Below are 16110 nucleotides of genomic sequence, written 5' to 3'. Positions count from 1 at the left end.
CATTGCATTTGCATAAACAAAAAAGAGCGTGCTGCATACACAACACGCTCTGGCTTGTCACAGCCGAAAAAGATTAATAGGAGTGGAAGCAAGATACCGCGTGCATATCATCCCCTTCAAGGACTGGCTTGTCTTTCGCACACGCTTCGGTTGCCACCGGACAGCGAGTTCTAAACACACAACCAGAAGGTGGATTCATTGGTGAAGGTAAATCCCCTTCTAGCATCTCAATCTTCTTCGCGCGCTCAAGCTTAGGATCAGGAATGGGTACAGCTGACATTAAAGCGCGAGTGTATGGGTGTTTAGGATGAGCAAACAGTTTGTCTGACTCGCCAAGCTCTACCGCATTGCCTAAATACATCACCAACACGCGATCTGAAATGTGTTTAACCACTGACAAATCGTGAGCAATAAACACTAGGCTTAAACCAAATTCTTTTTGTAGCTCTTTAAGAAGGTTAACTACCTGCGCCTGAATCGATACGTCTAGTGCCGATACCGGTTCATCACAGATGATCATCTTAGGCTTTAAAATCAATGCACGGGCAATACCGATACGTTGACACTGACCACCAGAGAACTCGTGCGGATAACGGTTGATAACGTTAGGCAGCAGGCCCACTCTATCCATCATCTTTTTCACTTCTTGCTTCACTTCATCCTTGCTTAGCTTTGGATAAAAGGTTTGCAATGGCTCAGCAATGATATCCCCTACGGTCATACGCGGGTTAAGTGATGCTAGCGGGTCTTGGAAGATCATTTGAATGTCTTTGCGCGTTTCACGGCGCTGGACTTCTTTCATCTTAGCCAAGTCTTGACCAAGCCAAACAATCTCACCTTCGGTCGCTTCCACTAAGCCGACAATTGCGCGAGCAAAAGTAGACTTACCACAACCAGACTCACCGACCACACCCAGAGTTTCCCCTTCGTAAAGGCGAACATTAACGCCATCAACCGCTTTAAGTGGTGTCGGTTTGCTCCAAGGCCAAGCCGATTTAGACGCAATCTGAAAATGAACCTTTAGTGATTTCACATCCAGTAGTAAATTTTTATCATTCATTGGTGATGTGCTCATCGTGTCCAAGCCTCGTGATCAGAAAAACATGCGCGTTGACGTCCCTCGCCAAATGGCGTGAGGATCGGTGACTCGCTCTTACAGCGATCAGTTACGCGGTGACAGCGCTCTTGATAAGGACAACCGGGTGGCAAACGCAGTAAGTTTGGCGGGTTACCCGGGATCGTTGGCAAAATTTCACCTTCCGAATCCAAACGAGGAATCGCTCTTAATAGACCTTCTGCGTATGGGTGGCTTGGCGAGTAGAAGATTTCATCTACTGTGCCATATTCCATAGTTCGGCCTGCGTACATCACCAATACTTTGTCACAAGAACCCGCTACCACGCCCAGATCGTGCGTGATCATGATAATTGAGGTGTTGAACTCTGATTTTAGCTCGTTCAGCAAATCCATGATCTGCGCCTGAACGGTAACATCTAGTGCCGTTGTTGGCTCATCGGCAATCAAAAGTTTTGGACGACATAACAGTGCCATCGCAATCATCACACGCTGACGCATGCCACCTGAGAACTCATGCGGATACATGGTAATACGCTTACGCGCCTCAGGGATTTTTACCGCTTCTAACATGCGTACAGATTCTTCAAACGCTTCTGACTTACCCATGTTTTTATGCAGCATCAACACTTCCATCAACTGATCACTCACCTTCATGTAAGGGTTAAGTGAGGTCATTGGATCTTGGAAGATCATAGCAATTTGTTCTGCGCGAACCTTATTTAGCTCTTTTTCTGGAAGGTTTAGGATTTCCTTACCTTCAAACTTCGCACTGCCTTTGATAATGCCGTTTTTTGCCAGCAGACCCATAATCGCAAACACGGTTTGTGATTTACCAGAGCCTGACTCACCCACGATACCCAAAGTCTCGCCCGCTTTAAGCGAGAAGTTTAAATCGTTTACCGCAGTTACTGTGCCATCTTGAGTAGAAAACTCTACTCGCAGGTCTTTTACATCTAATAAATTGCTCATCACTGAATTCCTTATTGTTCTTATCTGTCTTTTGGATCAAGTGCATCACGTAAGCCATCGCCCACGTAGTTGAAACAAAATAGGGTTACGACCATAAACAAGGCCGGGAATGTCAGCTGCCAAATAGCCACTTCCATCGTTTGAGCACCTTCTTGTAGCAATGCCCCCCAACTTGTCATTGGCTCTTGAACGCCTAGACCAAGGAAAGATAGGAATGATTCAGTCAAAATCATACTTGGTACAAGCAGGGTCGAGTAAACCGCTACAATACCCAGTACGTTTGGCACAATGTGACGAGTAATAATGCGCCACTTACTTACGCCACAAACGTGCGCCGCTTCGATGAATTCTTTACTGCGCAAGCTCAAGGTTTGACCACGCACAATACGTGCCATATCAAGCCAAGCAATCGCGCCGATAGCCACGAATATCAACACGATATTTCGGCCAAAGAAGGTCACCAATACGATAACCAAGAACATGAAAGGAACCGCGTATAGGATTTCCAGAATACGCATCATAATACGGTCAGTACGTCCGCCAATGAAGCCCGACGCCGCGCCGTACAAAGTACCAATCAATACCGCAACCAGTGCGCCCAGTACACCCACCATTAATGAGATTCGGCCACCAACTAAGGTACGTACAAACAAATCGCGCCCCAGGCTATCAGTACCAAACCAATGTTCCATAGAAGGTGCGGCATGCATGGCATACCAGTCAGTATCGTCATACGCATACTGTGACACCAAAGGCAGGAAGATAACTGCCAAGGTGATTAAGGTTAGAATGAACAAACTCACCATCGCCGCTTTATTACGCATAAAACGAATGCGGGCGTCTTGCCATAACGAGCGACCTTCAATTTCAAGGTTCTCTGAGAACTTCTCAATCGCTTCTAGATTTTCTTTTTTAGATAACATGCATAATTCCTTTCTTAGAAGCGAATCTTAGGATCGATAGCGGCCAGAAGAATATCCACCACAGCGTTAAACAGGATAAACAAGAACCCGATTAAGATGGTGATCCCCATAACCAATGAGTAATCTCGGTTAAAGGCGGCGTTAACGAACAGTTTACCAATGCCCGGTAAACCAAAGATGGTTTCAATAACAACTGAACCGGTAATGATGCCGACAAACGCAGGCCCCATGTAAGAAACAACCGGAAGCAGTGCAGGTTTTAGTGCATGTTTAAAGACGATGTAACGGTAGCTCAATCCTTTCGCGCGAGCGGTGCGGATAAAGTTACTGTTTAGAGTTTCAATCATTGAGCCACGGGTAATACGTGCAAAAGTGGCAACGTATAACAGTGACATGCCAATCACTGGCAATACAATGTACTCCCAGCCTCCACTGTGCCAGCCACCGGCTGGGAACCAACCAAGGTTAATTGAGAATAGATAAATCAATACCGGCGCGAGTACAAATGAGGGCATCACCACCCCGAGCATGGCGGTCGCCATTATCGAGTAGTCGAGCCACGTATTTTGCCGCAGTGCGGCTATGGTGCCGACCGTGACCCCCATGATAACGGTGAAAATAAATGCGAAGAAGCCAATCTTAGCAGAAACAGGTAAAGCGTCAGCTACCAACTCATTTACTGTGTAATCTTTATATTTAAATGATGGTCCAAAATCACCCTGTAGGATGTTAGTCAGGTAAGTGGTGTACTGCTGTAGCACAGGCTTATCTAGGCCGTACTTAGCGTTAATGTTTGCCATAACCTCAGGGGGTAATGGTCGTTCACTTGAGAAAGGGTTACCTGGCGCGAAGCGCATCAAGAAAAAGGATATCGTAATGAGAACCAGTAATGTTGGGATTGCTTCGAATATCCGTTTAGCAATAAATTTAAACATGATTCTTCCAGTCTGTGACAAAAATAAAAAAAGTAAAAAGACTCTGCATGCGCTTGCGCACATGCAGGTCGGTCATATTATTGTTTTTAAAAGTAAGTGATTACTTAGCGATGATGTACATATCTTTAGAGAACATCTTGTCTTCAGCATTATTGGCTGGGTAACCGCCTACTGTAGGAGAGACAAGACGAGAAGTAACGTACTGATAAATCGGTGCGATTGGCATATCGGTTGCCAATTGTTGCTCCGCTTGGTTGTAGATATCTTCACGCTGTGCATCGCTAGTAGCTAGCATAGCTTTCGCCATTAATGCATCGTAAGTATCGCTGTGGTACTTAGGATCATTTGAGCTGTTGTTAGATTGCATGAGTGACAAGAAGCTAGACGCTTCGTTGTAGTCACCACACCAACCGGCACGAGTCACATCGAAGTTACCTTCACGACGCGTATCTAGATACGTTTTCCACTCTTGGTTTTCAAGTTTGATGTTTACACCCAGTTCTTTTCTCCACATAGATTGGATTGCAGTTGCAATCTTCTTGTGGTTTTCAGAGGTGTTGTACAACAAAGTGAACTCTAGTGGGTGACCTTTATCAAAGCCTGCTTCTGCAAGTAGCTCTTTCGCCGCTGCAATACGCTCTTTTTGCGTCATCTTGCCGTAAGCCGGTAGATCAGGGTGGAAACCCGCTGTGATCTCAGGCGTTAGGAAGTAAGCTGGCTTTTGACCTTGACCAAGAATCGCTTTTGCAATTACGTCACGGTCGATAGCGTAAGAAAGCGCTTTACGAACACGAACGTCATCAAATGGGGCTTTAGCGTTGTTAAATCCGTAGTAGTAAGAACACAAGTTACCTTTCACGTTCACCGCTTCAGGATGCTCTTTCTGTAGACGACGGAAGTGCTCTGTTGGCAATTCGTTGGTGATCTGAATTTCGCCAGACAAGAAACGGTTCATTTCTGATACTTGGTTCTCAATCGGCAAGTAAGTCACCTTATTAAGAACAGTATGTGCGTTGTCCCAGTATTTCTCGTTACGAGTCAGCTCTAGACGCTCGTTGACTACCCATTTGTTTACCACAAATGCGCCGTTACCTACAAAGTTTGCAGGGCGAGTCCACTGATCACCATACTTTTCAACAACCGCTTTATTAACCGGCTTCATCGTTGTATGGCCAGTCATCATTACGAAGTATGGCAGTGGTGTATCTAAGTGAACTTCAAGTGTATGGTCATCAATTGCCTTAACACCCAAAGTTGATTTGTCTTTCTTTCCAGCAACGATGTCAGCTGCGTTAGTCATAGTAGTCATTTCTAAATACCATGAGTACGGCGATGCTGTTGCCGGATCTACCGCACGCTGCCAGCTGTACACAAAATCTTGTGCCGTTACAGGGTCGCCATTTGACCATGTCGCTTCTTTACGTAGGTGGAATGTAAATGTTTTATTGTCTGTCGTTTCCCAGCTTGTTGCTACGCCAGGAACGGTATTACCGTCTGCATCTTGGTTTACTAGACCTTCTAGCAAATCACGAATAACGTGTGACTCTGGTACACCTTCAGTTTTGTGAGGGTCGATTGAAGCGACTTCTGTACCATTACCTCGAACCAATTCTTGAACTTTAGCAAGTTTAGTACCTTCTGGTACTTGTGCTGCAATAGAGGAGAAAGAAGTAGCTGCCACGGCTAGGCTAGCTCCAAGAAGAAGTCCTTGGGTGATTTTGTTTTTATACATGCAAATAAACTCCAGTTTTTTAATGTTGCATCCATGAATCCCTTATGCGGACCTATAGCCATTGTTGTTATCTATTTTGTGTCCGTAAAATTATATAAAAGGCTATAAGACATAAAGAATGGAAACAAAGTTACCAATCCTTGAAAGTTTTTGCCATAAAAATGTCACCTTGCAGTACTTAAACTCCTGCATAGGTCAATATTTCAGAACTTAATTCCATCTCAAGCGTAAAATTCAGTGATCTAAATAACAAAAACCAAAAAACATTATTTACACTGCATAGATATTCATCAAACCGTGATACAGATCACCATTTAGACCACCACAGCTAACATTCATTTAACCAATAAGTCATACAATAAGAACTAAACCATAAATATCATTACATAAAGAAAAGGTAAATTTTAGAAACAAAATGTAAATTTTAATCAAGTTTTATGCGCAAGATCAAAAAAGCCACAAATTTATTGGGGCTTTATAATATTTAAAAAATCTGTGACATAGATCACATTAGCGTGAACTTATATAACTACCAACGCTGCATTGATTCCTGATCGGATTCACGAGACTCTATCCAACGAGATGCATTGGTTAGACGCTCTTTTTTCCAGAAAGGTGCCTTGGTTTTCAAGTAATCCATAATAAATTCACAAGCTGAGAATGCGGCATCTCGATGCGCACTAGAAACACCAACCAACACGATTTGGTCGGCAATATCTAAATCCCCTACTCTATGTATCACTGTCACCTTATCTAAAGGCCATCTCGCTCGAGCTTCATTGCAAATTTCGTGCAATGCTTTTTCTGTCATCTGCGGGTAATGTTGCAGGTGCAGGCCAATAACATTATCACCAAGATTAAAATCTCGTACTTTTCCTACAAACGTAACCACGGCGCCAATAGACGAAGATTCGCCTAATAGAGCGTATTCTTTAGCAAGGTCGAAATCTTGTTCTTGAACCAGCACTCTATCCATATTAACCCCCAGTTACCGGAGGGAAGAACGCCACTTCATCGCCAGCTTTAACTAAAGTGTCTAATGGTGACATGGTATGGTTAACCGCGGCTAATAACTTGCCTGACTCAAGCGCTAATGCCCATTTATCACCGCGAGTGATTAATTGTTGGCGAATCTCATTTACCGAAGCGCTTTGTTTATCAATAAGCACCTCATCCTGCCCCACCAACTCACGCACTTGCGCAAAAAATACCACTTTAATCATAGGCTTGCCTCAAAGTGTCCTGATTTACCACCGCTTTTCTCTAGCAGTCTAACTTGAGAAATAACGATATCTTTTTGTACCGCTTTGCACATGTCATAAATGGTCAACGCCGCCACAGAGGCTGCCGTCAGAGCTTCCATCTCAACGCCTGTTTTACCGGCCAGCTTACAGACAGATTCAATTCTCACTTGATTGCTTTCTAGTAGTGGTGTCAGTTGCACTTCCACTTTAGACAGCAACAAGGGATGGCAAAGGGGAATTAAGTCCCACGTTTTCTTGGCCGCTTGAATGCCCGCAATGCGCGCAGTAGCAAACACATCACCTTTGTGGTGATCACCACTTAATATCAGTGATAACGTTTGCTCAGACATAGTCACAATAGCTTCAGCGCGTGCTTCACGGACCGTATCCGCTTTTGCCGACACATCCACCATGTTCGCTTCGCCATTTTGATTGATATGGGTTAATTCGCTCATTCGACGTTACTTCCCGATATGTGGCATGAAGTTACACGGCTTATGACGTGAATCTAACTGATCCTTGATAATACGAGTCCAAGCTGTGCGACATGCACCTGTTGAGCCTGGCATCGCTAAAATAACCGTACGATTAGCAAAACCACCAATAGCACGCGATTGGATGGTTGAAGTGCCAATTTCTTCATACGAAACCGCGCGGAACAATTCACCAAAACCTTCTACTTGTTTATCAAACAATGGCGTCAGTGCTTCTGGAGTAAAATCACGTGCCGTAAAACCTGTACCGCCCGTTAGCAAGATGGCGTCTACAGACTCATCGGCAATCCACTGTGAGACGATGGCGCGAATCTTATAAACATCATCAATTACAATTTTTTTATCCGCTAATCGGTGTCCGGTTGCTTTAACCTGATCCACTAAATAGCCACCACTGGTGTCTGTCTCTTCTGTGCGAGTGTCAGATACTGTTAATACCGCAATGCTAGCCGGCGTAAAATCGTCATGAGCGTGTCCCATAAGTCTCAATTCCTTTGTACTATTTATAATAATTTAAATTAAACGAGGTAAATAAATTAACCGCCAATTGATGCCAGATGAGGAGTTGATCCTGGATTGTTCTGGTCGAGATGGTGACTGACGTCTTTTATTTTTAAACCTTCTGAAATGCGAGCAATCAGCTCTTCTTCTTGCTGGTCTTCTTGCATGAGGTCGCGAAGTTCTAAACCTTCTTCTCCAAAAAGACACAAATGCAGTTTACCCATTGCCGAAACGCGCAGTCGGTTACAAGTAGAGCAAAAGCCTTTTTCATAAGGCATGATTAACCCTATCTCACCTTCATAGTCTGGATGGATAAATACTTGAGCAGGTCCATCGTTGGCTTCTCTAAGCTTTAACAGCCAGCCATTAGCAATCAAGTGATTGCGTATCGACACTCCTGACACATGGCGTTTATCAAACAGCTCATCCATTTCACCGGTTTTCATTAACTCAATAAAACGCAGCTGTATTGGCCTATCTTTAATCCAATTCAAAAACTGCGGCAATTGCTGGCTGTTTAAATCTTTTAGCAGCACCACATTCACTTTGATTTGCTCATACCCTATTTCAAAAGCGCGGTCGATTCCCGACATCACATCGTGAAAACGATTTTGTCCGGTGATCTGATAAAATTGTTTAGGGTCTAGGCTATCTAAGCTGACATTGATATGAGTTAAGCCCGCTTGCTGCCAGTCAGAGACTTGCTTTTGCATGCGATAGCCATTGGTGGTGGTGGCTATTTTTTCGATACCTGGAGTTTGCGCTACGCTGTGCACGATATCAGTAAAATCTCGACGCAGTGTTGGCTCTCCACCAGTAATGCGCACTTTCGTGGTTCCGCAATGCGCGAAGGCTCTCACTACACGCTGTATCTCGGGTAGAGTGATAAATGGGGGGCGCTTACTCGCTTCAGGACGATAGCCGTCCGGTAAGCAGTAATTACACTTAAAGTTACATACATCGGTAACAGAAAGGCGCAAGTAATAAAACTTGCGTTGGAAACTATCTTCAAATTGTTGCGTCACAAAACACCTTTCCTAAATACGGGAGGCAACGCCATTTCTAGAGTAGCCCTGGTGACAAAATGTCACGGCCAAAACCACATATTATGTAAATTAAACGCCCCGTTTTAAGGGCAATAACGACAAACTTAGTGGAGAAGACTCGGAGTTTTTCACCTACAGTATAAACCATTTTTCGCAGGCGAGAATAAAGCCTAATGGAATGATTGAATGTTTACCAAGATGAATCTACCAAAAAGCGGGTTCAATCAACTTCATAATCAATTTATTTGGTCTATTTCTCAATTTCAGATACATTTACTAAAAATCCTCTAAGAATAATGAGTTACCAGCGTGGATATATTCTCAGAAAACAAAGTCGTCGCCGTTGGCGGCGGACATGGTTTAGGGCGCATGTTAGCGGCACTTAAAGACTTTGGTGAAAATGCTACAGGCATTGTCACCACCACAGATAATGGTGGTTCTACGGGGCGCATTCGACATTGCCAAGGCGGAATTGCTTGGGGAGATACTCGTAACTGCATTAATCAGCTGATCACCGAACCTTCAATTAGCTCGATGATATTTGAATATCGTTTTCGTGGACTGGGTGAGTTAGACGGTCACAATCTGGGGAATCTGATTTTAACCGCAATGGACAACCTTTCTATTCGCCCTCTGCAAGCAATCAATTTAGTTCGTGAAATGCTAAAAGTTGAGGTGAATATTTTACCTATGACTGAACACCCATCGGATCTGCGCGCCTTATCAACCAAAGGTCATTGGGTAAAAGGTGAAACCAGCGTCGATGAAATGGAAGAAGACCTATTGCGATTGGATCTTGACCCCGAAGTGCCGGCCATCAGTGAAGCCATTGAGGCACTAAAGCAAGCCAATGCCATTATCTTAGGTCCGGGAAGCTTTCTCACTAGCATCATGCCTCCGCTGTTACTGCCAGAGATTGGCCGTGCCATAAACAGTAATCAGCAAGCAAAAGTGATCGTAGTAGAAAACCTAAGCCCTGAATACGGACCTGCAGGACGCATGGAATTAGCGCAAAAATTGGTATGGATTGAACGTGCCTGCCAAGGTCGAAAAATTGATGTGGTACTTGGCGGTCAGCCTCATCCGGATTTAGAAGATAAGTGGAACATTGTCACTCGCGATCTTGCCTCGATGAACAGAGAATGGCGTCACGACCGCGATAAACTCAGCTTAGCTATTCTAGAGCAATTATCATAGCCACATAAATATGATAACCGCATGATTATGATAAACAATTAATGCAGTTGCGCTTGCAACTGCTCTAATTTATACACAGTACGTCTTAATATCGATACTAGCTCTGCGCACTGCTGATCAAATTCAGCTAAGCGTTGTTGTTTATAAAATGCATCCATCTCGGTGGCTTTTTCGGTGACTAAAATAGCGCCAAAACTTGGTGCGCTACCTTTAATCGCATGACAAGTACGTGCTATCAGCTCTCGGCTTTGCTCATTAATTTCTACGCCATCTATCTGCCCGATATAGTCTTGTAACTCTTGTTTAAACAGGTCGAGTAAGGCGGGCATCATTTCCTCACCGACTTGGGCACTCAAACTGACGATCTTGTCGTTTTGTAGAAGATTAAACTCATCCACGTCCTTTCTCCCACTTTTCTAATTTTCGATACAGTGTTGATGCACTCACATCCAACTCCGCAGCCGCAGAAGGAATACTGCCACCACATAGTTGAATAGCTCTTTCAATCACCCGACGCTCAACTTGCGCTAAAGGAATGATTTTTCGACTGTCATCACTGTGTTCAGGATCTAAAAAGGTATCAATGGCATCTTCTGAAAAAGAAGCCACTTTGAAGCGATCCAGTGGCGACGGTAACATGTCTAAGGTCACCTCTTCGCCTTCATTTAATACCACGATATTCCGAATGACGTTTTGTAGTTGACGCACGTTTCCCGGCCAAGGATAGCTGACAAAATGACGCAACACCTCCTCTTGGAATTTACCAAAATTTTTGTTTTCTTCTAAAGAAGTAAAACCGAGCAACGAATAAGCGATTTCAACAATATCGTCCCCCCTTTCTCTCAAAGGCGGAAGATGCAAGGGAATAACATACAAGCGATAGTATAAGTCTTCACGAAAACGACCTTTACGCACCTCATCCCAAGGGTCTTTGTTGGTCGCGCACACAAAGCGCACATCCACTCGGCTCAATTTTGAAGAGCCTACTTTTTGATAAGTACTGGTTTGAATAAAGCGCAGTAATTTTGTCTGCAACTCTAAATCCATTTCGCACAATTCATCTAAAAATAAGGTGCCACCATCGGCAAGCTCTGCCGCCCCTTTACGATCCGTCGCCGCTCCGGTAAATGCCCCTTTAACGTGACCAAATAACTCACTTTCAATCAAATCTTTAGGAATTGCGGCACAGTTAAGCGCAATAAAAGGTTGCGTGCTACGGTTGCTGACGGAGTGAATCGCCTCTGCACACACCTCTTTACCCGTGCCACTTTCGCCAGTAATAAAAATACTCGCTTTGCTGGATGCCGCTGAATCTATGGTTTTGTACACCTGCTGCATGCTAGAGCTGGAGCCAATAAAGCCTTGATATTGACTGACATCTCCTAGCACATCGTGCTGCGCATTTTGCGTTTGGTGAATGGCTTTAGAAACAGTGATACGCAGCTGATCGGCTTCGCACGGTTTAATCAAAAAATCATGCGCTCCTGCGCGCATTGCCTCAACCGCCACTTCAATCGAGCCATAAGCAGTCATAAATATCACGGGCACTTTCGGCGCTTGAGTGCGCACCTTTTTCAGTACATCCATGCCGGTCATATCTGGCAGATGTAAATCAAGCAGCATAAGATCAATCGAATGCTGGGTAAGGTGCGCAAGCGCCGCCTCACCACTGGAAACAATACAAATATCTAAATTAAGTGTCGCGAGATACGTTTGGTACAAAGTGGCAACCGATAACGTATCTTCAACCATTAATAGTTTTAGCTGTTGATTTTCTGCTTTGTTTTTTGGCATTGAACCTAAACCTGATAAGGCGCTATTAAAATAAATTAACTATTGGCGATGAATTGACGACGATACTCTTCCATCTGATCGCGTTTAGCCGCAGCTTCTTCAAACTCAAGATTTTGTGCATGCTGATACATCTCATTTTCCAGTTTAAGGATCAGTTTCTCAAGCTGTTGCGGGGTTAAACTCTTATATTGTTCATCATTTTCAGCCACTTTCGACAAAGGTACAGCCTTAGACTTCCTATTGCTACTGGATTTGGTGGCGTTACCAAGCTCCATAATGTCTTTGATACTTTTCTTCAGCGCTTGCGGCACTATGCCGTGCTCTTCATTGTATTGTTGCTGCTTTAAACGGCGACGCTCAGTTTCGCCCATCGCTTTCGCCATCGATTTAGTAATACGGTCTGCATATAAGATGGCTTTACCTTCTAAGTTTCGTGCCGCGCGACCTATGCTCTGTATCAATGAACGCTCAGAGCGCAAAAAGCCTTCTTTATCTGCATCTAAGATAGCCACTAACGATACCTCAGGCATATCCAAACCTTCTCGAAGTAAGTTAATGCCTACTAACACATCAAATTCGCCCAAACGTAAATCACGAATGATCTCAACACGTTCCACCGTATCCACATCAGAGTGTAAATAGCGCACCTTCACATCATGCTCTGTCAGATACTCGGTTAAATCTTCTGCCATGCGCTTGGTTAAGGTCGTAACCAACACCCTTTCATCTTTTACGCTACGAATGCGTATTTCAGATAAGAGATCATCGACTTGGGTGGCCACTGGGCGCACTTCTAACTCAGGATCAAGCAAACCCGTCGGACGCACCACTTGTTCGGCGATGTCTCCACCAGAGGTTTCTTTTTCGTAGTCACCCGGCGTTGCCGACACAAAAATGGTTTGCGGCGCTAGTGCCTCAAACTCATCAAATTTAAGCGGTCTATTATCCAATGCCGATGGTAAACGAAAGCCAAACTCTACCAAGGTCTCTTTACGAGAACGGTCGCCTTTATACATAGCGCCGATTTGGGGCACGGTGACGTGGGATTCATCAATCACCAACAAACCATCGTGCGGAAGATAATCAAACAAAGTCGGTGGCGGCTCACCCTCATCACGCCCACTTAAATGCCTAGAATAGTTCTCTACCCCAGAACAAAAGCCCAGTTCGTTCATCATTTCAATATCGAACTGTGTACGCTGACTAATGCGCTGCTCTTCCAATAGCTTGTTGTTTTCTAGCAGATATTGTTTGCGATCCACCAACTCTGCTTTGATTTTCTCAATCGCTTCTAACATGCGATCGCGAGGCGTCACATAGTGCGTTTTTGGATAAATGGTATAGCGAGGCAAATCGCGTTGAGTCACCGAGCCTGTCAAAGGATCAAACACGCTAATACAATCTATCTCATCATCGAACATTTCAATGCGCACTGCATCGTGTTCCGATTCGGCAGGATAAATATCAATCACTTCTCCGCGAACACGAAACTGACCACGCTCAAACGCCACATCATTACGCGAATATTGTAATTCGGCCAAACGGCGCAAGATATCGCGTTGATTCACCACATCACCACGGGTGACGTGCAGCATCATTTTCAAATAGGATTCAGGATCGCCCAAACCATAGATTGCCGACACCGAGGCCACTATAATGGCGTCCTTTCTTTCAAGGAGCGCTTTAGTGGCTGACAGTCTCATTTGCTCGATGTGCGCATTCACCGACGAATCTTTCTCTATAAAGGTATCGGTCGTCGGAACATAGGCTTCCGGCTGATAGTAATCATAGTAAGAGACAAAGTATTCAACGGCATTGTTAGGGAAAAAGGCCTTCATCTCACCGTACAGCTGAGCGGCTAGGGTTTTGTTCGGTGCCAAAATAATCGCAGGGCGCTGCGCTTTAGCAATCACATTTGCCAATGAAAAGGTTTTACCTGAGCCGGTTACGCCCAGTAAAGTTTGATGCGCTAAGCCATTGTCGAGCCCTTCTAACAGTTGCTTAATCGCTGTGGGCTGATCTCCTGCAGGTTGATAGCTTGAGACTAAATCAAACGTTTTTGTGTTTTTTTCTTCTTCCACAATGAGTTACCTTCACCTGACAGTTCTTTATGGTTAGTTATATCAATTTTATCACGAATAGTGCTAGCACTCGATTTTAACATTTGCTATATTCTTCAACCCTACAGAAAAACCCCCTCTTTCGTAACATCAATTTAACTCACAGCTTTTCCCCAAAATTCGGCAATCGTTACATTTGTGTTCATTTTCTAAGCTTTTGAAATATGCCTCTTTTTAGTGCCTTTATAGCACGTAATTCTCGTACAACACCTTGTCTTAATTGAATTTCCTTATTTTGTCTACGCGCAAGTTAACGTTACTGACTTGTTAACAGAAAAAAGTTACCCATGAGTAATTAACACACTTATCCACAAAAACAGTGGATAAGTAGTCGAAAGCCTTATTGGCTCTGGGCTGGCTATTTGTGTAAAAGCCACTAAAATACTTTTTTTAATATTTCTGATGATTTTGTATTGACAGATATTTACCATATCAGTAATATTCCGCTCGCTTTACAGCGATTCCCCCTTAGTTCAGTTGGTAGAACGGCGGACTGTTAATCCGTATGTCGCAAGTTCAAGTCTTGCAGGGGGAGCCAAATTTTTAGAAAAAGCCGTATCTTAGGATACGGCTTTTTTTATGCCTTGCCGTCACCTCAACAACATCGCACTGCAAATTCTATCTCTATCCTCATTTGGCTCATATTGCCCTGCAAATTGTGTATTTTTGAGTGACCAAAACACGGCTAGCCCTCTTCTTCCACTAAAAAGAAGTGAAACCTTAGTCCCCATAATTCATAGCCAAAATGATGAAATAAGCGTCTTTTTCCACTTTATGACGTAATTTTATGTACTGTAATCAAAAAGAACTGCGTATTAAGAGCTATATTTTCTAAATCCCTACAGATGTTATGTTGTTATATACCTAACAAATTAGGATAATGTTCAACTCGATCTGGGTGAGTAAAAAATTGGTATGACCGAATATATTTTGTTGTTGATTGGTACAGTGCTGGTCAATAACTTTGTGCTAGTTAAATTCTTAGGCTTATGTCCTTTCATGGGCGTCTCTAAAAAATTAGAGGCGGCGATAGGCATGGGCCTTGCTACAACCTTTGTTTTAACCTTGGCCTCTGTCTGTGCCTACTTAGTTGAAACCTATTTATTAGAGCCACTGGGCATTGAATACCTAAGAACCATGAGTTTTATCTTGGTGATTGCGGTCGTGGTGCAATTTACCGAAATGGTGGTGCACAAAACCAGCCCGACTCTGTATCGCTTACTCGGTATCTTTATCCCGCTGATTACCACTAACTGTGCGGTATTAGGTGTTGCGCTACTCAACGTCAATGAAAACCATAGCTTTATCGAATCTATCATCTACGGCTTTGGCGCGGCTGTAGGCTTTTCAATGGTGCTCATTTTGTTCGCTTCGATGCGTGAGCGTATTGCCGCCTCTGATGTACCCACTCCATTTAAAGGCGCATCCATTGCCATGATCACCGCAGGCTTAATGGCTTTGGCGTTTATGGGCTTTACTGGATTGGTGAAAATATAATGAGCGCTATTATTATCGCAATTGTTGCCCTAGTGATTTTAGCGGCATTCTTTGGCGGGTTACTGGGCTTCGCTTCAATCCGTTTCAAAGTCGAATCTGACCCAATTGTTGAACAAATCGATGCCATTTTACCGCAAACTCAATGCGGTCAATGTGGCTACCCTGGCTGTAAACCTTATGCAGAAGCTATTGCTAACGGCGATGACATCAACAAATGCCCTCCCGGCGGTGAAGCCACGATTCAAAAACTGGCCGATTTACTGGGCGTAGATGTGCCAGATTCTGCGCACGATCTTTCTGACAATGTTAAAAAAGTCGCCTTTATTCACGAAGACATGTGCATTGGCTGTACCAAATGTATTCAGGCTTGCCCAGTGGATGCCATTGTTGGCGGCACTAAAGCATTGCATACGGTCATTTCAGATCAATGCACAGGTTGTGATTTATGTGTTTCACCGTGCCCAACCGACTGCATTGAAATGGTTCCAGTAAAAACCACGACCGACAACTGGCAATGGCAGCTTAACACTATACCTGTGGTTAACATTGATACCACCTCTAGCACTAACGGAAACTCGTAG

General features: G+C 44.0%; 16 protein-coding genes, 1 tRNA gene and 1 riboswitch. Of the genes, 4 read left to right on the top strand and 13 right to left on the bottom strand.

Going from position 1 to position 16110, the window contains the following annotated elements:
* Window positions 1-73 precede the first annotated feature (73 nt).
* The 10 genes from oppF to moaA form a co-directional block, all read right to left on the bottom strand.
* Complete coding sequence (oppF, locus tag QV280_RS04210) at window positions 74-1060, bottom strand: murein tripeptide/oligopeptide ABC transporter ATP binding protein OppF (protein ID WP_023405600.1); 987 nt, start codon at window positions 1058-1060, stop codon at window positions 74-76.
* A gap of 11 nt (window positions 1061-1071) precedes the next feature.
* Window positions 1072-2046: an ABC transporter ATP-binding protein gene (oppD, locus tag QV280_RS04205; RefSeq protein WP_023405601.1), complete on the bottom strand. Its 975-nt coding sequence runs from the start codon at window positions 2044-2046 to the stop codon at window positions 1072-1074.
* 20 nt (window positions 2047-2066) lie between these two features.
* A complete protein-coding gene (gene oppC, locus QV280_RS04200) occupies window positions 2067-2969 on the bottom strand; it encodes an oligopeptide ABC transporter permease OppC (RefSeq protein ID WP_023405602.1) in 903 nt (300 codons plus the stop codon).
* A gap of 14 nt (window positions 2970-2983) precedes the next feature.
* Window positions 2984-3904 carry an oligopeptide ABC transporter permease OppB gene (gene oppB, locus QV280_RS04195; RefSeq protein ID WP_023405603.1) on the bottom strand — a complete coding sequence of 307 codons (921 nt, stop codon included), beginning with the start codon at window positions 3902-3904 and terminating at the stop codon, window positions 2984-2986.
* Between the two features lie 100 nt (window positions 3905-4004).
* The gene (locus QV280_RS04190) at window positions 4005-5636 is read right to left on the bottom strand and encodes an ABC transporter substrate-binding protein (RefSeq protein ID WP_023405604.1); all 1632 of its coding nucleotides are present in this window, start codon (window positions 5634-5636) and stop codon (window positions 4005-4007) included.
* 529 nt (window positions 5637-6165) lie between these two features.
* Window positions 6166-6612 (bottom strand): molybdopterin synthase catalytic subunit MoaE, encoded by a 447-nt coding sequence (gene moaE, locus QV280_RS04185; protein ID WP_152821814.1) that lies wholly within the window; start codon window positions 6610-6612, stop codon window positions 6166-6168.
* Window position 6613: 1 nt separating this feature from the next.
* A complete protein-coding gene (moaD, locus tag QV280_RS04180) occupies window positions 6614-6859 on the bottom strand; it encodes a molybdopterin synthase sulfur carrier subunit (protein ID WP_023405606.1) in 246 nt (81 codons plus the stop codon).
* The gene (moaC, locus tag QV280_RS04175) at window positions 6856-7335 is read right to left on the bottom strand and encodes a cyclic pyranopterin monophosphate synthase MoaC (protein ID WP_023405607.1); all 480 of its coding nucleotides are present in this window, start codon (window positions 7333-7335) and stop codon (window positions 6856-6858) included. The genes moaD and moaC overlap by 4 nt, the downstream gene beginning before the upstream one ends.
* A 6-nt stretch (window positions 7336-7341) precedes the next feature.
* On the bottom strand, window positions 7342-7854 hold the full coding sequence (gene moaB / locus QV280_RS04170; RefSeq protein ID WP_023405608.1) for a molybdenum cofactor biosynthesis protein B: 513 nt from the start codon (window positions 7852-7854) through the stop codon (window positions 7342-7344).
* 56 nt (window positions 7855-7910) lie between these two features.
* Window positions 7911-8900, bottom strand: coding sequence for a GTP 3',8-cyclase MoaA (moaA, locus tag QV280_RS04165; protein WP_023405609.1), 990 nt, complete (start codon window positions 8898-8900; stop codon window positions 7911-7913).
* Window positions 8889-9057: riboswitch (molybdenum cofactor riboswitch) on the bottom strand. It overlaps the preceding gene by 12 nt.
* 233 nt (window positions 9058-9290) lie before the next feature.
* Between moaA and yvcK the strand changes: the two genes are divergently transcribed.
* Window positions 9291-10118 (top strand): uridine diphosphate-N-acetylglucosamine-binding protein YvcK, encoded by an 828-nt coding sequence (gene yvcK / locus QV280_RS04160; protein ID WP_152822004.1) that lies wholly within the window; start codon window positions 9291-9293, stop codon window positions 10116-10118.
* A 38-nt stretch (window positions 10119-10156) separates the two neighbouring features.
* On the opposite strand, the gene QV280_RS04155 is transcribed toward yvcK, so the two are convergent.
* From QV280_RS04155 to uvrB, 3 genes are read right to left on the bottom strand one after another with little or no spacing between them, the layout of a single operon-like run.
* Window positions 10157-10516: an Hpt domain-containing protein gene (locus QV280_RS04155; protein ID WP_023405611.1), complete on the bottom strand. Its 360-nt coding sequence runs from the start codon at window positions 10514-10516 to the stop codon at window positions 10157-10159.
* The gene (gene luxO, locus QV280_RS04150) at window positions 10509-11912 is read right to left on the bottom strand and encodes a quorum-sensing sigma-54 dependent transcriptional regulator LuxO (RefSeq protein ID WP_152821812.1); all 1404 of its coding nucleotides are present in this window, start codon (window positions 11910-11912) and stop codon (window positions 10509-10511) included. Before luxO ends, QV280_RS04155 begins: the two co-directional genes overlap by 8 nt.
* Before the next feature lie 35 nt (window positions 11913-11947).
* Window positions 11948-13993, bottom strand: a complete 2046-nt coding sequence (gene uvrB, locus QV280_RS04145; RefSeq protein ID WP_023405613.1) for an excinuclease ABC subunit UvrB — start codon at window positions 13991-13993, stop codon at window positions 11948-11950.
* A 501-nt stretch (window positions 13994-14494) separates the two neighbouring features.
* On the opposite strand from uvrB, the gene QV280_RS04140 reads away from it, so the two are divergent.
* The 3 genes from QV280_RS04140 (at window position 14495) to rsxB (ending at window position 16110) form a co-directional block, all read left to right on the top strand.
* Window positions 14495-14570, top strand: a tRNA-Asn gene (locus QV280_RS04140).
* 377 nt (window positions 14571-14947) lie between these two features.
* Window positions 14948-15529 (top strand): electron transport complex subunit RsxA, encoded by a 582-nt coding sequence (gene rsxA, locus QV280_RS04135; RefSeq protein ID WP_021714914.1) that lies wholly within the window; start codon window positions 14948-14950, stop codon window positions 15527-15529.
* Window positions 15529-16110: an electron transport complex subunit RsxB gene (gene rsxB, locus QV280_RS04130; protein WP_152821810.1), complete on the top strand. Its 582-nt coding sequence runs from the start codon at window positions 15529-15531 to the stop codon at window positions 16108-16110. The genes rsxA and rsxB overlap by 1 nt, the downstream gene beginning before the upstream one ends.

The organism is Vibrio sp. B1Z05 (genome assembly GCF_052955985.1).
This window is presented reverse-complemented; position numbering and strand designations above follow the sequence as displayed.